Below are 25,849 nucleotides of genomic sequence, written 5' to 3' on the forward strand. Positions count from 1 at the left end.
CGGGAGCAGCGCGAGCGAAAAACCGGCGCTAGTCTTGGGCCGCACAGCAGATTTTTCCTGCTTTTTTCGGACCTCGACACGGATGACGACGGTAATGCTTGCCTGCCCCAACAGCGGTTTTCCCCAGGTTTTTTCTCGACACCAAATCGGCATGACGCTGATCGAGGTGCTGGTTGCCGTGCTGGTTCTCGCCATTGGCTTGCTGGGCGCGGCGGTGATCCAGCTCAATGCGCTCAAGTACACAGACAGTTCCAGGATGACCAGCCAGGCCAGTTTCATTGCCTACGACATGCTTGACCGAATCCGCGCCAATTCCGCTGTCGACTACTCCTGGGGCCGGGCCGAACGTGCGCCAGCCAGCAGAGCGTCTGCCAGCGTGCGCGACCTGGACCTGCATGATTTCGAGGCCAATATTCTCGGCTTCGCCGGGGCGAGCGCGAAAGGCTCGGTGTCGGTCAGTGCGGGTGAGGTGACTGTCAGCATCAGTTGGGACGATAGCCGGGGCACGAACAGGCCGGGGGCTCGGGAAACATTCATCCTGACCAGTCGCGTCAGCGATGAATCGAGGGGGTCGCAATGAGGCGTCGTGTTGGGGGATTCAGCCTGGTGGAATTGCTGCTGGCGTTGGCCACGGGCTTGGTATTGGTGTTGGGGGGGACCCAGGTGCTGATCGGTTCCAGAGCCACCCACGCCAGCCAGCAGGCTGCGATGTTGCTGCAGGATGACGCACGGTTCGTGCTGGGCAAGATAACCCAGGATATTCGCCAGGCGGGCATGTTTGGCTGTTTGGCCACGGAATTTATCGACAATGCCCCGCCGGCCTTCGATCAGCCTGTCAGTTGGAGCGTTGGGGCGGGGGCAAAGTCGCTGACGCTAGTCACGGCAGATGTTGGTAACGAGAATGGCAAGGCTGACTGGACCGTATTGTCCGACTGCACGGGCGCCGCCCAGGCCTACGCAGGTAGTTCTCCTGCGCCTGCCCCCGGTCAAATCCGCTTTGCGCTGCGCCAGATCACCTACACCTTCGAAGCCGGTCAGTTGAAAGTCAGCACGCCTGCGGCCCCCGCCAAGGCAGTGTTGGTGGATAACGTGCAGGCTTTCGATATCATATTTGGCGTGGCTGCCAAACCCTCGTCGACGGAGGTGGCGCGTTACGACGCGAGCCCGGCGGACCTGGGCTTGATACGCAGCGTGCGCATCCTGATGACGCTGCAAGATCCCGCCGGACGCGTGAAGGATCAAACCTACAGCGTCGTGGCGGCGCTGCGAAACCGTCTGGGGTAGCGCCGCCATGAAGCTTAAAGAACCTATTCGCCTGCGCCAGGCCGGCATGGTGCTGCTGATCAGCCTGGTGTTGTTGCTGCTTTTGTCGCTGATCGGTCTGTCATCCATGCAAGGCGCGGTCACCCAGCAAAAGGTCGCCGCTAGCCTCTGGCACCGCAATCAGTCGCTGCAAAGCGCCGAAAGTGGCTTGCGACGCGGAGAGTCGAGCGTGCAGCGGTCATTTGCGACGCTGCTGCCGTGCCGGTCGATTGTCACCTGTGCACCGCCGGCCGCCGCCTATTCGGTGGTTGGGGCTGGGCTGGACCCTGTCTCGGGTGTCACTTGGGTAGCGCTGAGCGGAGGTCTGTACGGCATTCAATCCCTGGGACCTGCGGTGGGGCTGGCGCATGTACCACCACAAGCGGTGGCCGACGCATATCGAGTGACGGCCGTCGGGTTAAGCGGCCAATTGCGCACGGTGCTGGAGAGCGTCTATGCGCGGGTAGAAGAGGAGGGCGGCTCGCGTTTTCGGCGGGTGGCCTGGCGGCAACTTCAATAAGGAGCGTTGAAATGGGCATGGACAGCCAGGGCTTTACCCTGATCGAGTTACTGATCGCCGTGGTGATCATTGCGGTGTTGGCCGGGATTGCTTACCCCGGCTACACCGGCCATATGAAAAAGGTCTATCGCGCGGAAATCGTCGCGTTATTGACCGACCAGGCTCAGCACCTGGAGCGGTTTTATACGAGGAGCGGCACTTTTATTGATGCAAGCGGCGTCAGCGAGGGCAACGATCGCTATAGAATCACCGCTGCATTGAACCCTCAGGATTTCCAGTTGGTGGCTACGCCTGGCGTCGGCTCGGTGATGACCGGCGACCTTTGCGGCGACTTCAGCCTGACCAGCGCCGGTGCGCGGACCAATCCGGGCGCCGCCCCGGACATGTCGCGCAAGCTGTGCTGGGGGCAATGATGAGGGTGCTGGACGACTGGGCGCCAGGTGCGCGTGTTCCTATTTATCGGCTGGATCAAATGATGGCAGAGCAACAGCAGGTAGTGATTGTCGGTGGCGGGGTCATCGGCTTATTGACGGCGTTCAACCTGGCGACCCAAGGGCAAGCCGTGGTGCTGCTGGAGCGCGCGGGGTTGGGACAGGAGTCCTCCTGGGCGGGCGGCGGTATTGTCTCGCCGCTGTATCCGTGGCGCTACAGCCCGGCTGTCACTGCGCTGGCCCATTGGTCCCAGGACTTTTATCCACAGCTGGCGCAGCGCCTGTTCGCCCAGACGGGGATTGATCCGCAGGTGCATACCACGGGCCTTTACTGGCTGGACCTGGACGACGAAGCCGAAGCCCTGGCCTGGGCTGCTCGGGAAGGTCGCCCCTTGAGCAAGGTGGATGTCTCGGCTGCCCATGATGCCGTTCCGGTGCTGGGCGGCGGGTACTCCAGCGCGGTCTACATGGCTGACGTCGCCAATGTGCGCAACCCGCGCCTGGTCAAATCCCTCAAGGCGGCACTGCTGGCCCTGCCCGGCGTGACCGTTCACGAGCAATCTGAAGTGACTGGGTTTGTTCTGGATGCGGGCAATGTCGTGGGGGTGAACACCACCAATGGGCCGATCTTCGGCGATCAGGTCGTACTGGCGGCTGGCGCCTGGAGTGGTGAACTGCTGGGTACGTTGGGCCTGTCGCTGCCGGTCGAGCCGGTCAAGGGCCAGATGATCCTGTACAAATGCGCCTCGGACTTCCTGTCGAGCATGGTCCTGGCCAAGGGCCGTTATGCGATCCCGCGGCGTGACGGGCACATCTTGATCGGCAGTACCCTGGAGCATGAAGGTTTCGACAAGACCCCCACCGAAACGGCGCTGCAAAGCCTCAAGGCATCGGCGGTGGAGTTGATTCCCGCCCTGGCGGGCGCCGAGGTGGTTGGGCACTGGGCCGGATTGCGCCCCGGTTCGCCGGAAGGCATTCCTTACATCGGCCCAGTGCCGGGCTTCAGCGGCATGTGGCTCAACTGCGGGCATTACCGCAATGGCCTGGTGCTTGCGCCGGCGTCCTGCCAGTTGTTTACCGACCTGCTGCTGGCGCGTACGCCGATCATCGACCCCGCGCCTTATGCGCCAGAAGGTCGGGTCAACGCTGGATAGACTTCGGTCCTTGCTCCAGATGCGCCTGGGTGCAATACCACTCCTGGCGTGAGCTCAAGGCGCGATCCTGTGGCAGGTGCACGCCGCAGTGGGCGCAGCGCACCATCAGGGCTGCGTCAGGCTCGCTGGCGCGATGCTGCTTGGCGGCCGGGCTTTTGAATTTGCGCCAGAACCATACTGCGGCGGCAATGACGGCAATCCAGAACAATAGACGAAGCATGATGGGCAGTTTCTCGACAAGGAATGCGCCAGTTTAGCCAAGGACGTGCCAGGCGCACAGCGCAATAAATATCACCCACAAAAAAGGAGCCTCGAAAGGCTCCTTCTTGATGACACCGGGTGCTATCAGTCAAACACACCGAAAGTCATGTAGCTGAACCACGAACGATCCTGGTTGTTGCCCAGGGCCTCAGGCTCTTCTTCTTTGATCACGTCGCCGTTCTCGTCATGCGGCTTGAGCTCCGAAGGAATGGCGTCCTTGGCGTCCTGGTACTGCTTGATCACGTCCTGGTTGGCACGAGTTTCGCCAGGCGGCAGCGGTGGACGGGACTCGATCAGGCCCAGGGTGTACTTGCTCAGCCACGAACGGTTGTCGGCTTCAGCAACCTGAGGCACGAACTGGCCGTCTTTCAGGCTTGGGTGATCCGGGTAGTTGAGCTTCAGGGTTTCCAGGCTGGTGCTGGCCAGCTCGTCCAGGTGCAGACGCTGGTAAGCCTCGGTCATCACGGCCAGGCCGTCACCCACGGAAGGGGTTTCCTGGAAGTTCTCTACGACATAACGACCACGGTTGGCGGCGGCTACATAAGCCTGACGGGTCAGGTAGTAGTGGGCCACGTGGATCTCGTAGGAAGCCAGCAGGTTGCGCAGGTAGATCATGCGCTGCTTGGCGTCCGGCGCGTAGCGGCTGTTGGGGTAGCGGCTGGTCAGCTGGGCGAACTCGTTGTAGGAGTCGCGGGCAGCGCCCGGGTCACGCTTGGTCATGTCCAGCGGCAGGAAGCGCGCCAGCAGGCCGACGTCCTGGTCGAACGAGGTCAGGCCCTTCATGTAGTAGGCGTAGTCGACGTTCGGGTGCTGCGGATGCAGGCGGATGAAACGCTCGGCGGCGGACTTGGCAGCTTCCGGCTCGGCGTTCTTGTAGTTGGCGTAGATCAGCTCGAGCTGGGCCTGGTCGGCGTAGCGCCCGAACGGATAGCGCGACTCCAGTGCCTTCAGCTTCGCTGTGGCGCTGGTGAAGCTATTATTGTCCAAGTCTTTCTGAGCCAGTTGGTACAACTCGACTTCGCTCAGGTTTTCGTCGACGACTTCCTTTGTTGACGAGCAAGCAGCAGTCATGGCGAGGATGGCGATCAGCAGCAGGTGTTTCACTTGCATGGCGGCTTGCGTCCCTATGACGGCCGCTGTCTTGGGCGGGGCCGTCCTGTTATGATGAGCGCCCCGTTGAAAGCCTCGGGGCAAAAGACGCCGTATTTAACCACAAGCGCGCAGCCGAAACCAAAGGCTGTGCCACGCCTAGTCTGAGCATGTCCGATAAAATTGAACTTCGCGCAGAGGTGCCGTCCGAATTGGGCGGCCAACGCCTCGATCAAGTCGCCGCACAATTATTCGCTGAGCACTCGCGCTCGCGCCTTTCCGCCTGGATCAAAGACGGCCGCCTGACTGTGGATGGAGCGGTTATCCGCCCGCGAGACATAGTCCATGGCGGTGCGATTCTTGAGCTGACTGCCGAGCAGGAAGCCCAGGGAGAATGGGTCGCCCAGGACATCGAGCTGGATATCGTCTATGAAGACGACGACATCCTGGTCATCAACAAACCCGCAGGCCTGGTGGTTCACCCGGCAGCCGGGCACGCTGATGGCACCTTGCTCAATGCCCTGCTGCACCACGTGCCGGACATCATCAATGTCCCGCGCTGCGGCATCGTGCACCGTCTGGACAAGGACACCACCGGCTTGATGGTGGTGGCCAAGACCATTCAGGCGCAGACGCAGTTGGTCACACAATTGCAAAGCCGCAGCGTCAGCCGGATCTACGAGTGCATCGTGATCGGCGTGGTGGTGGCGGGTGGCAAGATCAACGCCCCGATCGGTCGCCACGGCCAGCAGCGCCAGCGTATGGCGGTGATGGAAGGCGGCAAGCAGGCCGTTAGCCACTATCGTGTGCTGGAGCGTTTCCGTTCCCACACCCACGTGCGGGTCAAGCTGGAAACCGGCCGTACGCACCAGATTCGCGTGCACATGGCGCACATCAACTTCCCGTTGGTCGGCGATCCGGCCTACGGCGGTCGCTTCCGTATTCCGCCTGCGGCCAGCCAGACCATGGTTGAATCGTTGAAAACCTTCCCGCGCCAGGCCTTGCATGCACGTTTCCTGGAGCTGGACCATCCGACGAGCGGTAAGCGGATGAGCTGGGAATCGCCTCTGCCGGACGATCTGGTCTGGTTGTTGTCGCTGCTCAAGCAGGATCGCGAGGCGTTTATCGGATGAGTGACTGGCTTATTCCTGACTGGCCCGCGCCGGCTCGGGTAAAAGCCTGCGTCACCACCCGTGCGGACGGCGTCAGTCTGACGCCGTTCGACAGCCTCAACCTGGGCGATCATGTCGAGGACAGCCTGGAGGCTGTCCTGGAGAATCGCCGTCGTTTAAGTGATGCCTTTGATATCCAGCCGGCCTGGCTGCGTCAGGTTCATGGTGTGACCGTGGTCGAAGCTGACCCAGGCCGCACCGCTGAAGCCGATGGCAGTTGGACCAGCACCCCCGGCATTGCCTGCACCGCCATGACTGCCGATTGCCTGCCCGCACTGTTCTGCAACCGCGCTGGCACTCGCGTCGCCGCAGCCCATGCCGGTTGGCGTGGCCTGGCGGCGGGCGTGTTGGAAGCGGCATTCGAAAGCCTGGATGTCGAACCCGACGAAGTGCTGGTCTGGCTCGGCCCGGCGATTGGCCCGCAAGCCTTTGAAGTCGGCCCGGAAGTGCGTGAAACCTTCATGCAGCAACAGCCGATCACCGCCGAAGCCTTTGTGCCCAGCCGCAATCCCGGCAAGTACATGGCCGACATCTATCAGCTGGCCCGTTTGCGCCTGGCTGCACGCGGTGTCACTGCTGTTTATGGTGGCGGATTCTGCACCGTGACCGACCCGCGCTTCTTTTCTTATCGCCGTAGCCCACGCACCGGTCGGTTTGCCTCCCTTATCTGGCTGGAACGCTAGACTCCTCTGATCTGCGTCAACTGTCCGAAGCTTGAAACTCCCAGAATCCACCCCATCTATAAGGGTATCTGGCAGGTTTCTTCATTCAGGAATGTTTTATAGCTCCGGCCTGCTCAAAAGGAAGGTGACTAATGCGTATAGATCGTTTAACCAGCAAATTGCAGTTGGCGTTATCTGACTCTCAATCCCTGGCGGTGGGCCTCGACCACCCAGCCATTGAGCCTGCACACTTGATGCAGGCGCTCCTGGAGCAGCAAGGTGGTTCTATCAAGCCCTTGCTGATGCAGGTGGGCTTCGACGTCAACAGCCTCCGCAAGGAGTTGAGCAAAGAGCTCGACCAACTGCCGAAAATCCAAAATCCGACTGGCGACGTGAATATGTCCCAGGACCTGGCGCGCCTGCTTAACCAGGCAGACCGTCTGGCCCAGCAGAAGGGCGACCAGTTCATCTCCAGCGAACTGGTGCTGCTCGCCGCCATGGACGAGAACAGCAAGCTCGGCAAATTGTTGCTGGGCCAGGGCGTGAGCAAGAAAGCCCTGGAAAACGCCATCAACAACCTGCGCGGCGGCGACGCGGTGAACGACCCCAACCATGAGGAGTCGCGCCAAGCCCTGGATAAATACACCGTCGACCTGACCAAGCGCGCCGAAGAAGGCAAGCTTGACCCGGTGATCGGCCGTGACGATGAAATCCGTCGCACCATCCAGGTCCTGCAACGTCGCACCAAGAACAACCCGGTGCTGATCGGTGAGCCCGGCGTGGGTAAAACCGCGATTGCCGAGGGCCTGGCCCAGCGCATCATCAATGGTGAAGTGCCGGACGGCCTCAAAGGCAAGCGCCTGCTGTCCCTGGACATGGGGTCGCTGATTGCCGGTGCCAAGTTCCGTGGCGAGTTCGAAGAGCGCCTGAAATCCCTGCTCAATGAACTGTCGAAGCAGGAAGGGCAGATCATTCTGTTTATCGACGAACTGCACACCATGGTCGGCGCCGGTAAAGGCGAAGGCTCCATGGATGCGGGCAACATGCTCAAGCCGGCCTTGGCGCGGGGCGAGTTGCATTGTGTCGGTGCCACGACGCTCAACGAATATCGCCAGTACATTGAAAAGGATGCGGCCCTTGAGCGTCGCTTCCAGAAAGTGTTGGTGGAAGAACCGAGCGAAGAGGACACCATCGCGATCCTGCGTGGACTGAAAGAGCGTTATGAGGTCCACCATAAGGTGGCAATCACCGACGGCGCGATCATTGCGGCGGCCAAATTGAGCCATCGCTACATCACTGACCGTCAGTTGCCCGACAAGGCCATCGACCTGATCGACGAAGCGGCCAGCCGCATCCGCATGGAGATCGACTCCAAGCCGGAAGTGCTCGACCGCCTGGATCGTCGCCTGATTCAACTGAAAGTTGAGTCCCAGGCCCTGAAGAAAGAAGAGGACGACGCGGCGAAGAAACGCCTGGAAAAACTTCAGGAAGAAATCGTCCGTCTGGAACGTGAGTATTCGGACCTGGAGGAAATCTGGACTTCGGAAAAAGCCGAAGTGCAAGGTTCTGCGCAGATCCAGCAAAAGATCGAGCAGTCCCGCCAGGAACTGGAAGCCGCGCGCCGTAAAGGCGACCTGAACCGCATGGCCGAGTTGCAGTACGGGGTGATCCCGGACCTGGAGCGCAGCCTGCAGATGGTCGACCAGCACGGCAAGCCTGAGAACCAGTTGCTGCGCAGCAAGGTGACCGAGGAAGAAATCGCCGAAGTCGTCTCGAAGTGGACCGGCATTCCAGTGTCGAAAATGCTCGAAGGCGAGCGCGACAAGCTGCTGAAGATGGAAAGCCTGTTGCACCAGCGCGTGATCGGCCAGGAAGAGGCTGTGGTGGCGGTGTCCAACGCGGTACGGCGTTCGCGGGCCGGTTTGTCCGACCCGAACCGTCCGAGCGGCTCGTTTATGTTCCTCGGCCCGACCGGCGTGGGTAAGACCGAGTTGTGCAAGGCCTTGGCCGAGTTCCTCTTTGATACCGAAGAGGCCATGGTGCGGATCGATATGTCCGAATTCATGGAGAAACACTCGGTGGCTCGCTTGATCGGCGCACCGCCAGGCTATGTAGGCTACGAAGAGGGCGGTTACCTGACCGAAGCCGTGCGGCGCAAGCCTTACTCGGTGATCTTGCTGGATGAGGTCGAGAAGGCGCACCCGGATGTGTTCAACATCCTGCTGCAGGTGCTGGAAGATGGCCGTCTGACGGACAGCCACGGGCGTACCGTGGACTTCCGCAACACGGTGATCGTGATGACCTCCAACCTGGGCTCGGCACAGATCCAGGAGTTGGTGGGTGATCGTGAAGGCCAGCGTGCTGCCGTGATGGATGCGCTGACCAGTCACTTCCGTCCGGAGTTCATCAACCGGGTCGACGAAGTGGTGATCTTCGAGCCTCTGGCACGGGATCAGATCGCGGGCATCACTGAGATCCAGTTGGGCCGCCTGCGTAGTCGCCTGGCAGAGCGCGAGCTGGACTTGGTATTGAGCAGCGAGGCGTTGGACAAGCTGATCGCAGTCGGTTACGACCCGGTGTATGGCGCACGGCCTCTGAAACGTGCGATCCAGCGCTGGATCGAGAACCCGCTGGCCCAGTTGATCCTGTCCGGCAGCTTCATGCCTGGCACCAGCGTCGAGGCGACGGTGGAAAACGACGAAATCGTCTTCCACTGATCCCAGTCTGTTGGGTAATAAGAGAAGGCCCCGCATTGCGGGGCCTTTTTTTTTCGATAGGGCGTTGAACTGTAAGGCAAAGGCTTGTAAAGTGCGCCCCGCAGCAACGTCAGCCCACGGGTTTCTTCTCCCCAAGAAGAAATCAGAAACAAGCGCAAATCATTGTCTTAAAAGCAATTTAAAGGGTTGACAGGGGTTTTTAAGATTGTAGAATAGCGCGCCTCAGAGACATGAACGTAGCGATACGAACAAGTCGAAGAGAAGGTAGTCAGCAACAACGTAGTACTTTGAAATATGTAGTTCCGTGATAGCTCAGTCGGTAGAGCAAATGACTGTTAATCATTGGGTCCCAGGTTCGAGTCCTGGTCACGGAGCCAATTTCAATATCGGGGTATAGCGCAGTCCGGTAGCGCGCCTGCTTTGGGAGCAGGATGTCGGGAGTTCGAATCCCCCTACCCCGACCATATTTGGGTCGTTAGCTCAGTTGGTAGAGCAGTTGGCTTTTAACCAATTGGTCGTAGGTTCGAATCCCACACGACCCACCATTTTTGAGACCAGTTAACGCTGGAATCGAATCTTAAGATCAGAGGCCAAAAGCGCTGATCGAAGAAGGCGACTGAAAGGTCGCCTTTTTTTTACCGGGGTATAGCGCAGTCCGGTAGCGCGCCTGCTTTGGGAGCAGGATGTCAGGAGTTCGAATCCCCTTACCCCGACCATATTAAAAATCCCCGTATCGAAAGATACGGGGATTTTTTTTGTGCACGCAAATCTGACTCACCGTAAAACGAATGTGGGAGCGGGCTTGCTCGCGAAAGCGGTGGTTCAGTGCCAGATGTACTGACTGATACACCGCTTTCGCGAGCAAGCCCGCTCCCACATTGACCAAGTCCCCTCCGGGACCGTGTTGTTAGTGCAGTTTCAGGCGCGGCTCGGTTCCACGCCCAATCTTGCTCCCCAGCATCAACATCGCCGTGCGGAAGACCCCATACAGCGCCATCTGGTGCATGCGGTACAGCGACACATAGAACATCCGCGCCAACCAGCCTTCGAGCATCACACTGCCGGTGAGGTTGCCCATCAAGTTACCCACTGCCGAGAAGCGCGACAGCGAGATCAGCGAGCCGTAGTCGGTGTACTTGTAGCTCGGCAAGTCCTTGCCTTCGATGCGCAGCTTCAGCGACTTGGCCAGCAACGAGGCTTGCTGGTGAGCCGCCTGGGCCCGTGGCGGTACGTTGCGGTCGGTGCCCGGTTGCGGGCAGGCGGCGCAGTCGCCAAAGGCGAAGATGTTTTCGTCGCGGGTAGTTTGCAGTGTCGGCAGTACTTGCAGTTGATTGATGCGGTTGGTTTCCAGGCCATCGATGTCCTTGAGGAAGCCTGGCGCACGAATCCCGGCGGCCCAGACCTTGAGGCTGGCGGGGATTACCTGGCCGCTGCTGGTGATCAACGCATCGGCGGTCACTTCGCTCACCGCCGAATTGGTCAGCACGGTCACCCCAAGTTTCTCCAGGGTTTTATGCACAGGCCCGCCGATACGCTCCGGCAGGGCAGGCAGCACCCGTGGGCCGGCTTCGATCAGGGTGATGTGCATGTTTTCCGGCTTGATGCGGTCCAGGCCGTAGGCGGCCAGTTCATGGGCGGCATTATGCAGTTCGGCGGCCAGCTCGACCCCGGTTGCACCCGCGCCGACGATGGCGACGCTGATCTTTTCCACCACGTCCGTCTGCCCGGCATGGGCGCGTAGGTAGTGGTTGAGCAATTGCTGGTGGAAGCGCTCGGCTTGCTTGCGGGTGTCGAGGAACAGGCAGTGTTGTGCCGCGCCTTCGGTGCCGAAGTCATTGGTGGTGCTGCCCACGGCAATCACCAGGCTGTCATAGCCCAGCACGCGCGCGGGCACCAGCTCACGGCCTTCTTCGTCGAGGGTGGCAGCCAGCTGGATTTTCTTCTGCTCACGGTCAAGCCCGCTCATGCGCCCCAGCTGGAACTCGAAGTGGTTCCATTTGGCCTGGGCAACATAGTTGAGTTCGTCTTCCGAAGAATTCAGCGAGCCGGCCGCCACTTCGTGCAGCAAGGGTTTCCAGATGTGGGTCAGGTTGGCGTCCACCAGCGTGATGCTGGCGGTGCCGCGCTTGCCCAGAGTCTTACCCAGGCGGGTAGCCAACTCCAGGCCGCCGGCGCCGCCGCCGACGATAATAATACGATGGGTCATGGGGATATCTCGCAAGGCTAAAAGAAATCGGAGCAGTTACCCCCGCGAGCGCCAGGCAGCTCATAGCGTCAGGTAACTCAAAAGTCGGCTCAGCAGGCCCAGGCCGATCACTACAACAAGCACCACACCCAGGAGCAGCCATGGCCGGAAAGGCTTGCGCTCGACTCGGTTTTGGGAGAGTTGCAGGTACTCTTCGACATGCTGTTGGTCATCGGGGTTCAGGCGGCTGGTCATAAAGGCCTCGTCAGGTAGACGTTGCAAAAGGGCGCCACGTTACAGTCCGGGGGATCAGAGGCTGATGCCCACGTCGAATACTATGCTGCGGCCCAGGTTGTTGCGCAAGAAATCCGGTGCGTCCGGGTGCGCGAACAACACCCGTGCAAACGTCGGTCCCACCAATGACAGTGAGCGCCAGCCCTGGCGCAGGTATTCCGTCGGTGGCGGAAAATGGCTGTTCAGGTCGAGCACTTCGCGCTTGAGGCTGGTGAAGGCGACGATATCCAGCTCGCCCAGATCCATCCCGCGCTCTTTATAGTTATGGGCTTTCTTGCGCAGTGTAGGCGCCAGGCGCAATAGAAACTCATGGGCGGGGATGCGTCGCGGCTTGGTCTCGCGTCGTACCAGTTGGCTCAGGGAGAAGGCGCTGCGCCGGCGCAGTAACTCGTCGCGCCATTCGTCGTTCAGGCGGCGGCCCTCATCCAGTACGAAAAACACCTCGAAGCTGGCGTCACGAAAAAGTACGTCCGGGGGCTCTTGCCCTGCGGCGTGAAACTCTTCGGCTCGATAAGGCACATTCAAGCCTTGCAGCAGGCGCTGGCAGACCCAACGCTCACGCTCCCATTTGCGGGCATTGGACAGGAACGCGTTGGCTTGTTCGGCTGCTACGGTGAGCAGGCGCAAGTAATCTGAGTCATCCATAGCTAGCAGCTTAGCGCTCAAATGATGACCGCAGGAAGTCCCGCTATAAAACGTCGGTGTAGACTGACAATCCGACTGATTTTCCAACATGGAGCGTGCTGCCGTGATCAGTGCCGCGATGCTGGCGCCGACAACCCTGGGCGTCGGCTGGCTGTTGTATGCCCCCGTTGTGCTATGGGCGGTCATACGGTCACCTTGGGTCGAATTGTTTGCCGACCGTCGACGCCAACATTTGCTGTTCGGCACCGTGTTCGCGTTGTTCATACTGTGGCTGGTGCGGCGGGATTTTGATACCGGCGTGTCCTACCACTTCATCGGCATGACCGCCGTGACCCTGCTGCTGGATTGGCCCCTCGCAATCGTCGGCGGCTTTGCCGCCCAGGTGGGCTTGATGGTGTTGGGTCGCCAGGACTTGGCCGCCCTTGGCATCAACGGCCTGTTGCTGATCGGGCTGCCGGTGCTGGTCACCGAGGCCTGCGCGTTGCTGGTGGAGCGAGCGCAACCGCGCAATCCCTTTGTGTATATCTTCTGTTCCGGTTTTTTTGCTGCTGCTCTGTCGGCGCTGCTTTGCCTGCTGTTCGGGCTTGGGCTGCTCTGGTTCGACGGTCGTTTCGCCATGCCGGAATGGCTGGAAGATTTCATCGGCTACCTGTGGCTGATCATTTTCCCCGAAGCCTTTATCAACGGCATGGTCATCAGCGCCCTGGTGGTGTTTTGCCCTGAATGGCTGGAGACCTTCAACCGCACGCGCTACCTCTCGGCACCTTGGAAGGATGAAGATTCGCAGCGTTGACCCAGATCAAATCCAGCGCACGCAGCCAGGCCCATGCTCTGCAGAATTTTTCAGGAGCATGAAACATGAGTGTGTACGAGTGGGCACGGCAGGAATTGCGCAGAAGCCAGGATGCGGCACAGGAAATCGGCTTTGACCCAGGCCTGACCCTGCGTGCCATGCTCAGTGCGGTGGTGCAGCAGAGTAAAGGTGTGCGCAGTTTCGAAGACCTGGCCGACGAGCTGCAATACCTTGCAGAAAACCTCGACGACCAGCAGGAATACGCCTTTATGCGCCCTTAGTGGCGCGGTGGCAGGTCTTCGGAAAACAGTTCGTCTTCGGCATCCGGGGCCACGGGGATCTTGTGTTCTTCAGCGGCCCAGGCGCCCAGGTCGATGAGTTTGCAGCGGTCCGAGCAGAACGGCCGGTTGAGGTTGGTCGCTTTCCATTCCACGGGTGCGCCGCAGGTTGGGCAGTCGACGGTCAAGGGTTGGCTCATGATCGGCCTCCACGCAAAGTAAGGTAAAAGTGGTGCAGTCGCTCGACCTCGCTGTGCAGCCAGGCGAGGTCCTGGTCATTGACCAGTACGTCATCGGCATGTTTCAGGCGGTCTTCGCGGCTGGATTGTGCCTTGAGGATCGCCTGTACCTGTTGCTCGTTGATGCCGTCGCGCTGCAGGGTACGCTGAATCTGCAGCGATTGCGGCACGTCGATCACCAGGATGCGCTGGGTCATGCTGTACTGGCCGGATTCGATCAGCAGTGGGGACACCAGGATCGCGTAAGGTGACGTTGCCCGCGCCAGGTGGCTGCGAATTTCTTCACCAATCAACGGGTGCAGCAGGGCTTCGAGCCAGCGGCGCTCTTCGGGGACTTCAAAGATCAGCTTGCGCAATGCGCCGCGGTCCAATTGGCCGTCAGGCTGTAATACGCCTGTACCAAAATGCTCAGCGATACGCGCCAGTGCCGGACGACCAGGCTCGACCACCCAGCGCGCAGCATGGTCGGCGTCTACCAGGTCGATACCCAGGTCGATAAAGTGCTGGGCCGCCGCGCTTTTGCCGCTGCCGATGCCGCCGGTAAGGCCGAGAATCCAGGGTGTTGCAACAGAAGTGGTCATCTGAAACCGACAGACTGCAAATAGAAGTCGGTTATTTGACCACCCCAGAGCATTGCAATCCAGCCGGCAATTGCCAGATACGGACCAAATGGCATCGGCGCCGACGCTTGGACCTTGCGCAGCCGCATCAGGATCAAGCCGACGAACACACCGACCAACGACGACATCAACAGCGTCATCGGCAGGATCTGCCAACCGCCCCAGGCACCGAGCAGCGCGAGCAACTTGAAGTCGCCGTAGCCCATGCCGTCCTTGCCAGTGACCAGCTTGAACAGCCAGAACACGCTCCACAGGCTCATATACCCGATCACTGCGCCCCACAGTGCGTCGGCCAATGTCGTCAGCAGGCCGAACCCGTTGACGATCAGCCCCAGCCACAGCAACGGCATCACCAGCACATCCGGCAACAATTGATGATCGGCATCAATCAGGCTCATCGCCAGCAAGCCCCAGCTCAGTACAAGCACTGCGCCCGCCTGCCAGCCAAAGCCGAAATGCCAGGCCACCCAAGCCGAGATCAGTCCACACGCCAGTTCAGTAAGTGGATAGCGTGGGCTGATTGCCCCTCGGCAATCGGCGCAACGACCTCGCAGAAACAAGTAGCTGAGCAGTGGGATATTTTCCCATGGGCGTATCGGATGGTTGCAATGCGGGCAGCAGGAATTGGGGCGCATCAGGTTATAGGTCGGCCCGGCTGGGTCGGCGGGTAGACCGAGCACTTCATGGGCTTGGGCGCGCCATTCCCGTTCGAGCATTTTTGGCAGGCGCCACACCAGCACGTTGAGAAAACTGCCGACGATCAGCCCCAGTATCCCTGCCATCACCACAAAGGCCCACGGGTGTTCAACCAGTAACAGGCTCAAAACGCGCTCCCCAGCTGGAAGACCGGCAAGTACATGGCGATGACCAGCGCGCCGACGATGCTGCCCAGGACCACCATGATCAGCGGCTCCATCAGGCTGGTGAGGTTATCGACCAGGTTGTCCACATCGGCCTCGTAATGATTGGCGACCTTTTCCAGCATACGGTCCAGTGTGCCCGACTCTTCGCCGATGGCAGTCATCTGGATCGCCATGGGAGGGAACAGGCCACTGGCGAGCATGGATTGATTCAATGGCAGGCCGGTGGATACATCGTGTCGCATATGTTCGATTGCCTGTTTGAACGGCCCTGAACCGACCGCGCCGGCTACTGAATCCAATGCCTGAATCAAGGGGACGCCCGCCGCAAAGGTCGTGGACAGTGTGCGGGCGTAGCGGGCCACGGCCGATTTTGTCAGCAGTTTGCCTGCCAGCGGCGCTTTCAACAAACCGGCATCCAGCCAGAGTCGAAAAGCAGGGGCGGCGTTATAGGCGTGGCGCAACCCCATGCCTCCCGCGAGAATGCCCAGCGCTACGATCCACCAGGCTTTCTGCACAAACTCGGACAAGGCGATCACCTGCAAGGTGAAACCGGGTAGCGTGCCGTCGACGCCGGCAAACAGGTTCTGGAACTGCGGCACGACGTGGATCAGCAGAACACCGGTGACCAGGCTGGCCACCACCAGCACCGCGATCGGATAGGTCATGGCTTTTTTGATCCTGGCCCTTAATTGCTCGCTCTTTTCCCGATGAATCGCCACACGCTCCAGCAGGGTTTCCAGCGCTCCGGCCTGCTCGCCGGCCGCCACCAGATTGCAATACAGCTCATCGAAGCAGCGCGGTTGTTTGCGCAAGGCTTCGGCCAGGCTGGAACCTGCGGCGATCGCTTGTTTCAGCCCCTGCACCAACTCGCGAACAGCGCGGTTGTCGAAGCCATCGCCGATGACGGCGAAAGCTTGCAGCAGGGGAATCCCGGCCTTTAGCAGCGTCGCCAGTTGGCGAGTGAACAGGGTGATATCCGTCGATTTGATCGACGGTGTGAATCCTCGTAGAACGGGGGATTTCTTGCGCACATGCCCTGGGCTGATGCCCTGTTGGCGCAACTGGGCCCTGACCCAGGCAAGATTGTGCCCCGTGGTTTGCCCGCACACCCTGCGTCCTTTGCGATTGATGCCTTCCCAGGCGTACAGCGTTAAAGCGTCGTCCATGTCACCGTTCCGCACAGAGGTCGTCGAAGATTTATAGCTTAGTCAGGTGACGGATTCGGGCAGGCGGGCGAAGCAGGATAAAATGTCAGAATGTGCGTCTTGCGCGCGATTGAGCGTCTGCGGATGAGTACACTGGCGCCGCTGCACAACAACGGGGCGCAGGACGCGCCTTGTCATGAGTTTTATCCTGGAGAGTGAATGTGAGACGTCAAAAAGGTTTTACCCTGATCGAGCTGTTGATCGTCGTGGCAATCATCGGCATTTTGGCCACCATTGGCCTGCCCATGTACACCACCCACCAGGCCAAGGCCAAATTCACCGCCGGCCTGGCTGAAATCAGCGCGTTGAAGCCTGGGTATGAAGACACCCTCAACCAGGGCACGGTCCCGACGCTGGCATTGATCGGCGGCACCAGCCCGACAGCCAACTGCAAGATTGATGTCGCAGGCGATGTCGCCACGGGCGCGGGCTCCATCCAATGCGAAATACTCGACGCGCCCGCACCGGTGCTGGGCAAGACCATCAGCCTGACGCGCAATGCCACCACCGGTTGGAAATGCACCACCACGGCTGACGCAAAATATGTCGCCAAAGGTTGCGGCGCCGACGGTGCATAACTGCTAAACCCTGCGCAGGGAAGTTGAGGTGGCCGATGGTGTTATCCGTAGAGCAGCGTGGCAGTATTTTTCTGGTGGCAGTGGTGTGCCTGCTGGTGGTTGGGGTTTGTGCTCCCTTCAGTGGGCATGATCTGCAACGGGTGATGCAGATCGCCATCGGGGCTTGCGCGGTGCTGTACGGGCTGTCGGTCGCCCACGTTGAACGGCTGGTTGACCGGCCCACGGCCTTGGGCCTGGCGCTGATCATTGTGTTGGGCCTGGCGTCTTCAATGCGGGCTCACCAGCCGCTCTGGGCGCTTGTCGAAATGGCATCGTTCGTCAGCTGCGGCGCGATTGCGGTGGCATTCGCCCTGCTGCGACGCCAGGGCGGTGAATCGTTGGACCGCATCTTGATTCTGTTCGTGGTGCTGCTGTGCCTGATCAAATCGATTCAATACACCTACGCCGGTGCTCTGGCGTTCATTAACGCTGAGCGCACGCTAGACCCTGACGTACTGCTGGCCGGCTTTTCCAACAAACGTTTCTACGGCCAGTTCCAGACGTTTACTTTGCCGCTGCTGGCACTCCCCTTATTGATCCCCACGCTGTCTCGCTCACTCAAGGCCGCGGTGTTTGCGCTGCTGTGCGTGTGGTGGCTGATTGCAGTGGGTGGCGGCACGCGTGGCACCTGGCTTGGCATGGGCGCGGCGGGCGTGGTGTTGGCGGTGCTGGGGCCATGGGGCCGGCGCTGGTTGGGTTGGCAGTTGGCCGCAATGCTGGGCGGACTTTTGTTGTATTGGCTGGTGTTCAAGGTGTTGGCGGATTACCTGGGGATCGAGATCGCGAATGCCGCCAGCGATCGTCTCACGACGTCGTTGTCGGGGCGAGGGCCGATCTGGTGGCAGGCCTGGCATATGCTCGTCGAGCGGCCTTGGTTGGGCTTCGGGCCGATGCATTTCGCCGATATCGCCAACAGCATTGCCGCTCACCCTCATCAGGCCATCCTGCAATGGACGAGCGAGTGGGGCGTGCCATCAGCGTTGTGCGTCGCGGTGTTGGCATGGCGAGGAGGCTGGGCCACGGTCGGTGTCGTGCGTGAGCGTGCGCTGAGCGCCGAGTGTGCAGATTTGCTGCGGCTGTGCCTATTTGCGGCGTTGGTCGGTGCGCTGGTGCAGTCCATGGTCGACGGCGTGATCGTGATGCCCAACTCCCAGGTCTGGCTGGCGCTGGTGGTGGGCTGGCTGATGGCGTTGCACGTCTGGCGAACCCCACAAACCAACGAGTTGCCATTGGCCTGGAGCGCCTGGAAAGCATTGGGTGTACTGGCCGTTGGTCTGTTGGTTGTGATCGCCGTGCGGGACGTTCCTCATATCGAATACGCCCAGCAGCAGTACCTGGGCGCCCACGGCAATCATCTGCAACCACGCTTCTGGGCCCAAGGCGTGATTGCCCGCTGACGGCGGCAAGTTGCCGGACTTCCGATGCGGTGCTAGCTTTAGCCCACCGCCCGTGTAGCTCAGCCGGTAGAGCAGCGCACTCGTAACGCGAAGGTCGCAGGTTCGATTCCTGTCTCGGGCAAAAAGGCAACATCGGCAGCACTGTTTTCAGATGATCCCAGAATGGTTCTGAAGGCCAGACGAGCTGGCATTTGCGCCCGCTCTTTTGTATCTGCGCAACCTTGATGACCCAGATGCATCCCCATTCCTCGATCTAAGAGAACGACATGACCACGACTGAAATGACCCAGGAAGTTCGGCATCAAGCAGCCCTCGAAAAATACCTCGAGGAGTCGCCGCAACTTAAAGAAGAGATCAAGGACCTGAGCGTTGATGATCAGCGCGACCAGATTCAGTGGGCATTCGAGGACGAGGCCGAAAGCCAGGGCTACCAGCCTTGGGAACTGACCCTCAAGTACACCTCGACACCGGAAGAGTTCGAAGCGGCACGGCTGGCCTTGCATAAAGAGGCGGCCGAGGTGTTGGGTGTCGAGTGGGAAGAGTATTGCGAGATGAATGACTTGGTGGTTTAGAAGCCGCTGTGGTGAGCGGGGCAAACCCGCTCACCACAGAAGTATTTTTGAACGCCTTAGATACTAAGGCGCATCGACAAATCCACCGCTTTCACATCCTTGGTCATCGCGCCAATCGAGATGTAATCCACCCCGGTCTCCGCAATGGGCAGCAGGGTGCTTTCATTGATCCCGCCGCTGGCCTCCAGCTTCGCCTTGCCGCCGTTCAGGCGCACAGCTTCACGCATATCGTCCAGGCTCAGCTCATCGAGCATGATGATATCCGCGCCCGCCGCCAGCGCTTCGCGCAGTTCATCCAGGCTTTCCACTTCGATTTCCACCGGCTTGCCGGGGGCGATCTTTTGGGCGGCCGTGATCGCCTGGGCAATGCCGCCGCAGGCCGCGATATGGTTTTCCTTGATCAGGAACGCGTCATACAAACCGATACGGTGGTTGTGGCAGCCGCCGCAGGTTACGGCGTACTTCTGCGCCAGGCGCAGCCCCGGCAAGGTTTTGCGGGTGTCCAGCAGCTTGACCTGGGTACTGGCGACAAAATCCGCCAGGAATTGCGCACGGGTGGCGACACCGGAGAGCAACTGCAGGAAATTCAGCGCGCAGCGTTCGCCGCTCAAGAGTGAACGTGCCGGGCCTTCAAGGTGGAACAGCACCTGGTTGGGGCTGACACGTTCACCGTCGGCCACTTGCCAATGCACCGCGACCCGAGGGTCCAGTTGGCGGAACACCGCATCCACCCAGGCCGTACCGGCGATAACAGCCGTGTCACGGGTAATGATGGTGGCCGTGGCCAGCCGTTCGGCCGGGATCAACTGCGCAGTGATGTCGCCGCTGCCGATATCTTCCAGCAGTGCGCGGCGCACGTTGGCTTCGATTTCGGCGGTGAGGTCGGCAAGACGGAGATTCGGCATAACAGGCTCCACAGACAAAGTGCCCCGATTATAGGGGCAGTGCGCGTTCGAACCCAGGCTCACCACTCATTTACCGAGCAAAGGCAGAGTTTGCTGGCGCAACCCCCCTCATTTGCAAGATAATCTCGCGCCTTGCAATTGGCGTCATAGCTTTGACGTTAAGACCCATACCGCCGTTTCAGGAGGCCAGGATGCACAATGACGGAAAGGTGGTGCCCTTCAACAAGGCGCCCGCCACGCCATCGCCGCTCGCCCGACTGCCGGTGGTGTTGCTGCAGGTCCGCGACAAGGCGGCGCAACAGTTGCAGCAAGGGCTGCAGGATCTGTTCGATAACGCTGACGACACCTTGTTCGAAATGGCCGACAAGGCGCGTAACAACCTCGATCACCATATTTTCTTCGAAGCCATGCGCGACCTGCGCCTCAAGCGCAAGAATTTCGAGCGCGTGTTCATGGAGCGCCTGTTTGAAGCCTTCGCCAGTCTGGGTCAGGCAGGGCGCGGGGAATTGCAATTGGTGCCGGTGGTGTCCTACGACGCGGCACCGGGCTCATCCAGGGATGATCGCGAAAAAGCCGTGGCGCTTGAGGCCATGCTGGGTCGTGTGCGGCACCGTGATGGCCTGGCCCTGGGCCAACTCACCGCGCGCTTGAGCGCGTTGCTCGGCAACCGCCTGGATGATCGCGAAAACCCCCTGGGGCCTGCACTGTTGTGTGAGTTCTTCCTGCGGGCGGGGCGCAGCCTGGGCGTAGAGATCCGCGTCAAGCTGATTATGCTCAAGCTGTTTGAAAAATACGTACTCAGTGACGCCGACCAGCTTTACGGCGAAGCCAATCAATTGCTGGTCGCGACCGGTGTGTTGCCTGAACTCAAAAGCGTACCGTCGCGGCGGCTTGAAGCGCCTGAGTCCCGTGAGCTTCCACGCGAGGAAACCCTGCCGCCCGTTGACGGAAATGGCCAGCAAGCCTTTGCCGCGCTCCAGCAGTTGCTCACGGTGGTACGCGGTAGCGTGGCGCCGACGCTTGAAGCCAGCGCCGAACCCTTGCCCATCGCCACCCGCGACCTGCTGCGCCTGCTCTCCCATTTGCAGCAATACGTGCCAGAGCCTGAGGTCGAGGATGATTTCGACCTGCGCAACCAGCTTGAGCAGTTGCTCACGCGCGTCAGCGTCAAGAGTGGTAAGTCGAGGGTGGTGGAGGAGGCGGACGAAGATGTGATCAACCTGATCGCGCTGCTGTTCGAATTCATCCTCAACGACCGCGCCGTGCCTGATGCCTTCAAGGCCCTGATCGGTCGCCTGCAGATCCCGATGCTGAAAGTGGCGGTGCTGGACAAGAGCCTCTTCAGTCGCGCCAGTCACCCGGCGCGGCGTCTGCTCAATGAAGTTGCAACCGCCGCAATGGGCGGCAGCCAGCGCGACCATCTGTACCTGCGCATCGAGCAGGTGGTGCAGCGCTTGCTCAACGAATTTGTCGAAGACCCGGCGATTTTTTCTCAACTGCTCGCCGAGTTCAGTGCGTTCACCGCCGATGAGCGGCGGCGCAGCGATTTGCTTGAACAACACACCCGTGATGCCGAAGCCGGGCGCGTGCGCACCGAAGCAGCCCGCCAGCGCGTGGCCGATGTGCTGAACAAACGGCTGTTGGGCAAGACCCTGCCGCGTCCGGTCGTGCAGTTCCTGCAGCAGGCCTGGAGCCAGGTGCTGTTGCTGGCCAGTCTCAAGCATGGCGAGCAGTCGGTGCAGTGGCAGGCGGGGCTGCGCACCATGGACGAACTGATCTGGAGCGTTGGCCTGCAACAAGACACCGAAGCCGGGCGCCATCTGCTGGAGCAACTGCCGGGCTTGCTCAAGGCCCTGCGCGACGGCTTGACCAGCGCCGCGTTCGACCCCTTCAGCACCCGCGAATTTTTTGTGCGCTTGCAAGCCCTGCATGTCCAGGCACCTGAAGGCGTCGACGAGTTGATCGAAGTACGTGAGGCGTTTGTGCTGACATCGGCGTCACCCGACCCGGTCAGCGACTTGCCGGACAACGACCCCGACTTGCTTAAAGCCCGAGAACTCAAGGTGGGGGGATGGGTGGCGTTCGAGGAAAACGAAGCCACTACGCTGCGCTGCCGACTGACGGCGATCATGGCGCCGGCCGAGACCTATGTCTTCACCAGTCGCACGGGGCTCAAGGTGATGGAGAAAAGTGCCGGCCAACTGGCATTGGCGTTCAAGCGTGGCGTCCTGCATGCCCTGGACGATGGCCCCCTGTTCGAGCGCGCACTGGCCGCTGTGGTGAGCAAGCTGCGTCAACTCAAACACGGCAAGTGATCGCAACCTGAGGGTCGAACGCGGCATACTGGTCACACGTTGTCTCGTTCAAGGAACCTGTATGCAGTTGGACCCCACCAGCGGTTGGTGCCAGGGCATCCGTCATTGCCCTTCACCCAACTTCAACGAGCGCCCCGCCGGCGAAATCTCACTGTTGGTGGTGCATAACATCAGCCTGCCACCGGCGCAGTTCGCCACCGGTAAAGTGCAGGAGTTTTTCCAGAACCGCCTGGATGTCACGGAACATCCCTACTTTGAAGGGATTGCTGACCTACGGGTGTCTGCGCATTTTCTGATTGAGCGTGACGGGGCGGTGACGCAGTTTGTGTCCTGTCTCGACCGGGCCTGGCATGCCGGGATCTCGCAATTCGAGGGGCGGGAAACCTGCAATGATTTTTCCCTGGGGGTGGAGCTCGAAGGCACGGATGACCAGCCGTTCACTGACGCTCAATATGCATCATTGACTGACCTGACCCGCCAGTTGCTGGCGGCTTACCCCGGCATCACGCCCCAGCGCATTTGTGGTCACAGCGATATCGCTCCGGGTCGCAAGACCGATCCCGGCCCGGCTTTTGATTGGACGCGCTTTCGCAGCGCCCTGCAGGATGGAGGACACGCACGATGAGTTTCCTGGTGTTGGTGCTGGCGGTCTGGATCGAGAAATTCTCGGCCCTGCGCCAGCGATTGCAGCGTGATGGCGGTTGGCTGCGGGAGCTGGCCAAGCTGGAATCGAGCCCGCGCATGGGCAAGCAGCCCTGGCTGATTCTGACGTTGCTGGTGTTGTTGCCGGTGGCGTTGCTGGCGTTGTTGCTGTTGGTGTTGGAGCCGGTGGCTTACGGGCTGTTGGCACTGCCGGTGCACCTGTTGGTGGTGATCTACAGCCTGGGCCGTGGTGATCTGCTCGCCGGGCTGGGTCCCTTTCGCGATGCCTGGCGACGGGGCGACCTGCAAGCCGCCGAACACGTGGCTGAGCGTGACTTGAACCTGAGCGCCGACAGTGGCGAACAATTGCTCGAGCGCGTCCAGGGCCATCTGTTGTGGCAGGCCTACCAAAGCTTTTTTGCCGTGATTTTCTGGTACTTCCTGTTGGGCCCTGTGGCTGCGTTGGCTTATCGCCTGCTCGCACTGGCCAGTGAACACAGCAAGAACCCTTTGGTGGCCGAGCGGGCCGGGCAACTGCGCCACGCATTTGACTGGCTGCCGGTGCGCCTGCTGGCGGCCAGTTTTGCCCTGGTGGGTAACTTCGTCGCGGTCGGCCGTGTGATGCTCCACGAACTGCTGAGCTGGGACATCAGCGCTGCCCAACTGGTGGAAAAAGTTGGCCTGGTTGCCGCTGAAATCCCGCCTCCAGCGGTCGGCCCCGATGGCATCAACAGCCTGGACCGACTGTGGGAACTGCTGCTGCGTGCGGCGGTGCTGTGGTATGCCGGGTTTGCGATCTGGACGGTACTGCCCTGACGGCTGATCTCATTAACCTTAAGTTACAAAACTCCCTTTCAAATTGAGCTATACAGATGCTGGCTAACTGCCGCCCTGGGCCTCAATAAAAATAAAAGAAAGGGAGTTCACCTGTGAAGAGCTTGCTCTATCCCGCCGTCGCGCTGATGAATCGCCTGAGCTTCGGCATGAAGTTCAGCCTGATCAGCGTGTTGTTCCTGCTGCCGATGCTGGCGACCAACTATTACCTGGTGCGTGATTCGTGGCGTGAATTCCAGGGCACACGTGTCGAGCTGCAAAGCCTCGACCTGCTCGGTAACAGCCTGGCCCTGCGCCGCGACCTGGAAACCCTCAACAACCAAGTGCAGATCAACGCCACGTTGGGCCAGTCCGGTAAGGCGGGCGACCTTGAGGGCAAGATCAGCGCTTTGGAACACAGCGTGCTCAACCGCCTGCAAAGCCTTAGCGCCATGACGACCGAACCCGAGCAAATCGCCGCGTTTGACGCCAAACGCGACGAGTTGATCGCCGCCTTCAAGGCCCAACAACAGGAAACCTCGTTGCTGAGCAAAAGTGCCCTGATCGGCAAGTTGCTCAACAAGGCGCAGATGCTCAGCCAGATCATCGCCAGCCAGTCCGGCTTGAGTCGAGACTCCCAAAGCGACCTGCGCCAACTCAGTGAACTGATCACCAGCGTGACCCCGCAAGTCACCCAGACCCTGGGCGAAGGCCGGGCAATGGGCGCGTATTCCCTGGGCCAGGGCTTTCTCAACTCGTCGTCCAGCACACGCTTTGACGAGCTGTTGCAGCAATTGGAAAAACTCCAGGCCGAGTATGGCTTGAAGTTGCAGGATGCCTTGGGCTCCAGCAAAGCCGCGCACGCGGCCCTCGACAGCCTGGCCAAGACCAGCAACGCCAGCCTCAAGCAAGGCAGCGAGTTATTCGAGGAGCAGGTGGTGATGGCCGAAACCCTTGATGCGCCCTGGCAGGCCTTTTACGACAGTGTCAGTCAGTTGATGGCCCAGACCTACCAGTTAGATGACGCCACGCTGACCTTTCTCGGGCAACAGTTGGAACAGCGCCTGGCACAGAACCGCACGCACATGGTGCTGCTGGTCTCGGCCCTGAGCGCGGTGTTCCTGTTGATTTTCTACTTGTATGCGGGCTTCTACGCGTCCACACGTACCACGCTGCGGCGCCTGGGCGCGATGATGGACAAGGTGGCGGCCGGTGATATGACCGTCACCTTTGTTGCCCATAGCCGCGATGAGCTGGGTGACCTGGGCCAGGTATTCAACGGCACCGTGGCGAAGATCCATGACTTGATCGAGCGCGTCGGACACACCGTCAGCCAGGTCGAGTTACAGGCCGGGCAGGTTGAGACGGTCTCGGCCCAGAGCAATCAGGCCGTTTCCGGGCAACGCACGCAGATCGAGCAGGTGGCGACGGCCATGAACCAGATGTCGTCCACCGCCCAGGAAGTCGCGCGCAGTGCGGCGGCGGCGGTGAGCAGTGCCCACAGCGTCAACGACGAAACCGTCAGCGGTCGCGGCCTGGTGCAGTCGCAGCAGGGCAGCATTGCGCGGCTCGCCACGGAAATCGATCAGTCGGTGCGGGTGATCAACCAGTTGGCCACCGACAGCCAGTCCATCAGCAGCGTGTTGGAAGTGATCAAAAGCATCGCCGAACAAACCAACCTGCTGGCCCTGAACGCCGCCATCGAAGCCGCACGGGCTGGCGAGCAAGGGCGCGGGTTTGCGGTGGTGGCGGACGAGGTGCGCACTTTGGCTCGGCGCACCCAGCACTCCACCGAGGAAATCGAGCAGATGATCAGCCGCTTGCACAGCGGCGTGGCGGCGGCCGTGAAGGCCATGGGCAGCAGCCATGAAATGGCCAGTGGCACCGTGAGCCAGTCGGAAAAGGTCCAGCAGGCCCTGGAAAACATCCTTGGTGCCGTAGGGATGATCGTCGATCAGAACCAGCAAATTGCCGCCGCCGTGGAGCAGCAAACCGCCGTCGCCCACGATATCGACCAGAACATCGTTGAGATCAATCGGGCTGGCGAACATGCCGCCCAAGGCGCACACCAGACCGAAGCGGCGAGCCGACAGCTGTCGATGCAGGTGATCGAGTTGAAGCAATTGATCGGCGCGTTCCGCGTGTGAGACCGGGGTGT

Annotated in this window: 27 protein-coding genes and 5 tRNA genes; 22 read left to right on the forward strand and 10 right to left on the reverse strand. The window is 60.5% G+C overall.

The features are described 5' to 3' along the window. Positions 1-94 precede the first annotated feature (94 nt). The 5 genes from pilV to thiO all read left to right on the forward strand — a co-directional run bounded on the left by pilV (position 95) and on the right by thiO (position 3,407). A complete protein-coding gene (gene pilV / locus ACP7EW_RS08995) occupies positions 95-580 on the forward strand; it encodes a type IV pilus modification protein PilV (RefSeq protein ID WP_426218036.1) in 486 nt (161 codons plus the stop codon). Beyond that, entirely contained in the window at positions 577-1,284 is a 708-nt protein-coding gene (locus ACP7EW_RS09000) for a PilW family protein (protein WP_426216578.1), read from the forward strand. Before pilV ends, ACP7EW_RS09000 begins: the two co-directional genes overlap by 4 nt. 7 nt (positions 1,285-1,291) lie before the next feature. Continuing rightward, positions 1,292-1,822 (forward strand): pilus assembly PilX family protein, encoded by a 531-nt coding sequence (locus tag ACP7EW_RS09005; RefSeq protein WP_426216580.1) that lies wholly within the window; start codon positions 1,292-1,294, stop codon positions 1,820-1,822. A gap of 11 nt (positions 1,823-1,833) precedes the next feature. After that, positions 1,834-2,235, forward strand: coding sequence for a type IV pilin protein (locus tag ACP7EW_RS09010; protein WP_426216582.1), 402 nt, complete (start codon positions 1,834-1,836; stop codon positions 2,233-2,235). Positions 2,236-2,297: 62 nt separating this feature from the next. Further along, positions 2,298-3,407, forward strand: a complete 1,110-nt coding sequence (gene thiO / locus ACP7EW_RS09015) for a glycine oxidase ThiO (RefSeq protein WP_426216584.1) — start codon at positions 2,298-2,300, stop codon at positions 3,405-3,407. On the opposite strand, the gene ACP7EW_RS09020 is transcribed toward thiO, so the two are convergent. Beyond that, on the reverse strand, positions 3,394-3,627 hold the full coding sequence (locus tag ACP7EW_RS09020; RefSeq protein WP_033896999.1) for a PP0621 family protein: 234 nt from the start codon (positions 3,625-3,627) through the stop codon (positions 3,394-3,396). The two genes, thiO and ACP7EW_RS09020, sit on opposite strands and share 14 nt — an antisense overlap. 125 nt (positions 3,628-3,752) lie before the next feature. Further along, positions 3,753-4,778, reverse strand: a complete 1,026-nt coding sequence (locus tag ACP7EW_RS09025; RefSeq protein WP_061435280.1) for an outer membrane protein assembly factor BamD — start codon at positions 4,776-4,778, stop codon at positions 3,753-3,755. 149 nt (positions 4,779-4,927) lie between these two features. Between ACP7EW_RS09025 and rluD the strand changes: the two genes are divergently transcribed. From rluD to ACP7EW_RS09060, 7 genes are all read left to right on the forward strand, one after another. After that, positions 4,928-5,890: a 23S rRNA pseudouridine(1911/1915/1917) synthase RluD gene (rluD, locus tag ACP7EW_RS09030; RefSeq protein ID WP_016976299.1), complete on the forward strand. Its 963-nt coding sequence runs from the start codon at positions 4,928-4,930 to the stop codon at positions 5,888-5,890. Further along, positions 5,887-6,612 (forward strand): peptidoglycan editing factor PgeF, encoded by a 726-nt coding sequence (pgeF, locus tag ACP7EW_RS09035; protein WP_426216586.1) that lies wholly within the window; start codon positions 5,887-5,889, stop codon positions 6,610-6,612. Before rluD ends, pgeF begins: the two co-directional genes overlap by 4 nt. Positions 6,613-6,743: 131 nt before the next feature. Next, positions 6,744-9,308 (forward strand): ATP-dependent chaperone ClpB, encoded by a 2,565-nt coding sequence (gene clpB, locus ACP7EW_RS09040; RefSeq protein ID WP_033897004.1) that lies wholly within the window; start codon positions 6,744-6,746, stop codon positions 9,306-9,308. A 301-nt stretch (positions 9,309-9,609) separates the two neighbouring features. After that, a tRNA-Asn gene (locus ACP7EW_RS09045) sits at positions 9,610-9,685 on the forward strand. Between the two features lie 10 nt (positions 9,686-9,695). After that, a tRNA-Pro gene (locus ACP7EW_RS09050) sits at positions 9,696-9,772 on the forward strand. Positions 9,773-9,777: 5 nt separating this feature from the next. After that, positions 9,778-9,853, forward strand: a tRNA-Lys gene (locus tag ACP7EW_RS09055). 94 nt (positions 9,854-9,947) lie between these two features. Further along, positions 9,948-10,024: transfer RNA gene (locus tag ACP7EW_RS09060), tRNA-Pro, on the forward strand. Between the two features lie 191 nt (positions 10,025-10,215). Here the strand turns inward: ACP7EW_RS09060 and ACP7EW_RS09065 are convergent. The 3 genes from ACP7EW_RS09065 to ACP7EW_RS09075 are packed head-to-tail and all read right to left on the reverse strand — an operon-like array spanning position 10,216 to position 12,432. Continuing rightward, positions 10,216-11,514 (reverse strand): NAD(P)/FAD-dependent oxidoreductase, encoded by a 1,299-nt coding sequence (locus ACP7EW_RS09065; protein WP_028618790.1) that lies wholly within the window; start codon positions 11,512-11,514, stop codon positions 10,216-10,218. Between the two features lie 60 nt (positions 11,515-11,574). Next, on the reverse strand, positions 11,575-11,748 hold the full coding sequence (locus ACP7EW_RS09070; protein ID WP_016976295.1) for a DUF3094 family protein: 174 nt from the start codon (positions 11,746-11,748) through the stop codon (positions 11,575-11,577). A 54-nt stretch (positions 11,749-11,802) separates the two neighbouring features. Then, the gene (locus ACP7EW_RS09075; protein ID WP_033903339.1) at positions 11,803-12,432 is read right to left on the reverse strand and encodes a DUF1780 domain-containing protein; all 630 of its coding nucleotides are present in this window, start codon (positions 12,430-12,432) and stop codon (positions 11,803-11,805) included. A gap of 103 nt (positions 12,433-12,535) precedes the next feature. On the opposite strand from ACP7EW_RS09075, the gene ACP7EW_RS09080 reads away from it, so the two are divergent. After that, positions 12,536-13,225, forward strand: coding sequence for an energy-coupling factor ABC transporter permease (locus ACP7EW_RS09080; RefSeq protein WP_028618791.1), 690 nt, complete (start codon positions 12,536-12,538; stop codon positions 13,223-13,225). Between the two features lie 65 nt (positions 13,226-13,290). Further along, positions 13,291-13,506: a hypothetical protein gene (locus ACP7EW_RS09085; protein ID WP_003171680.1), complete on the forward strand. Its 216-nt coding sequence runs from the start codon at positions 13,291-13,293 to the stop codon at positions 13,504-13,506. Here ACP7EW_RS09085 and yacG read toward each other — a convergent pair. From yacG to ACP7EW_RS09105, 4 genes are read right to left on the reverse strand one after another with little or no spacing between them, the layout of a single operon-like run. Beyond that, the gene (yacG, locus tag ACP7EW_RS09090) at positions 13,503-13,703 is read right to left on the reverse strand and encodes a DNA gyrase inhibitor YacG (protein ID WP_003188437.1); all 201 of its coding nucleotides are present in this window, start codon (positions 13,701-13,703) and stop codon (positions 13,503-13,505) included. The genes ACP7EW_RS09085 and yacG overlap by 4 nt on opposite strands. Further along, entirely contained in the window at positions 13,700-14,323 is a 624-nt protein-coding gene (gene coaE, locus ACP7EW_RS09095; RefSeq protein WP_426216588.1) for a dephospho-CoA kinase, read from the reverse strand. Before coaE ends, yacG begins: the two co-directional genes overlap by 4 nt. After that, complete coding sequence (locus ACP7EW_RS09100; protein WP_426216590.1) at positions 14,320-15,186, reverse strand: prepilin peptidase; 867 nt, start codon at positions 15,184-15,186, stop codon at positions 14,320-14,322. Before ACP7EW_RS09100 ends, coaE begins: the two co-directional genes overlap by 4 nt. Continuing rightward, a complete protein-coding gene (locus ACP7EW_RS09105) occupies positions 15,183-16,391 on the reverse strand; it encodes a type II secretion system F family protein (RefSeq protein WP_426216592.1) in 1,209 nt (402 codons plus the stop codon). The genes ACP7EW_RS09100 and ACP7EW_RS09105 overlap by 4 nt, the downstream gene beginning before the upstream one ends. Before the next feature lie 194 nt (positions 16,392-16,585). Here ACP7EW_RS09105 and ACP7EW_RS09110 point away from each other — a divergent pair, with 194 nt between their 5' ends. From ACP7EW_RS09110 to ACP7EW_RS09125, 4 genes are all read left to right on the forward strand, one after another. After that, positions 16,586-17,008, forward strand: a complete 423-nt coding sequence (locus ACP7EW_RS09110; RefSeq protein ID WP_082462009.1) for a pilin — start codon at positions 16,586-16,588, stop codon at positions 17,006-17,008. A gap of 35 nt (positions 17,009-17,043) precedes the next feature. Then, positions 17,044-18,444, forward strand: a complete 1,401-nt coding sequence (locus tag ACP7EW_RS09115; RefSeq protein ID WP_426216594.1) for an O-antigen ligase family protein — start codon at positions 17,044-17,046, stop codon at positions 18,442-18,444. 48 nt (positions 18,445-18,492) lie between these two features. Further along, positions 18,493-18,565 (forward strand) — tRNA-Thr (locus tag ACP7EW_RS09120). 145 nt (positions 18,566-18,710) lie between these two features. Continuing rightward, positions 18,711-19,016: a DUF6388 family protein gene (locus ACP7EW_RS09125; protein WP_133074693.1), complete on the forward strand. Its 306-nt coding sequence runs from the start codon at positions 18,711-18,713 to the stop codon at positions 19,014-19,016. Between the two features lie 56 nt (positions 19,017-19,072). Here ACP7EW_RS09125 and nadC read toward each other — a convergent pair whose 3' ends face one another. Then, positions 19,073-19,921: a carboxylating nicotinate-nucleotide diphosphorylase gene (gene nadC, locus ACP7EW_RS09130; RefSeq protein ID WP_426216597.1), complete on the reverse strand. Its 849-nt coding sequence runs from the start codon at positions 19,919-19,921 to the stop codon at positions 19,073-19,075. Between the two features lie 191 nt (positions 19,922-20,112). Between nadC and ACP7EW_RS09135 the strand changes: the two genes are divergently transcribed. From ACP7EW_RS09135 to ACP7EW_RS09150, 4 genes are all read left to right on the forward strand, one after another. Then, entirely contained in the window at positions 20,113-22,236 is a 2,124-nt protein-coding gene (locus ACP7EW_RS09135; RefSeq protein ID WP_426216599.1) for a DUF1631 domain-containing protein, read from the forward strand. A 61-nt stretch (positions 22,237-22,297) separates the two neighbouring features. After that, on the forward strand, positions 22,298-22,861 hold the full coding sequence (gene ampD / locus ACP7EW_RS09140; RefSeq protein ID WP_426216601.1) for a 1,6-anhydro-N-acetylmuramyl-L-alanine amidase AmpD: 564 nt from the start codon (positions 22,298-22,300) through the stop codon (positions 22,859-22,861). Further along, the gene (gene ampE, locus ACP7EW_RS09145) at positions 22,858-23,694 is read left to right on the forward strand and encodes a regulatory signaling modulator protein AmpE (protein WP_314534584.1); all 837 of its coding nucleotides are present in this window, start codon (positions 22,858-22,860) and stop codon (positions 23,692-23,694) included. Before ampD ends, ampE begins: the two co-directional genes overlap by 4 nt. A 1,439-nt stretch (positions 23,695-25,133) precedes the next feature. Further along, positions 25,134-25,838 (forward strand): methyl-accepting chemotaxis protein, encoded by a 705-nt coding sequence (locus ACP7EW_RS09150; RefSeq protein ID WP_426218038.1) that lies wholly within the window; start codon positions 25,134-25,136, stop codon positions 25,836-25,838. The last annotated feature ends 11 nt before the right edge of the window (positions 25,839-25,849 follow it).

This window comes from Pseudomonas sp. DWRC2-2 (genome assembly GCF_049897885.1).
GTDB lineage: Bacteria > Pseudomonadota > Gammaproteobacteria > Pseudomonadales > Pseudomonadaceae > Aquipseudomonas > Aquipseudomonas azotoformans_A.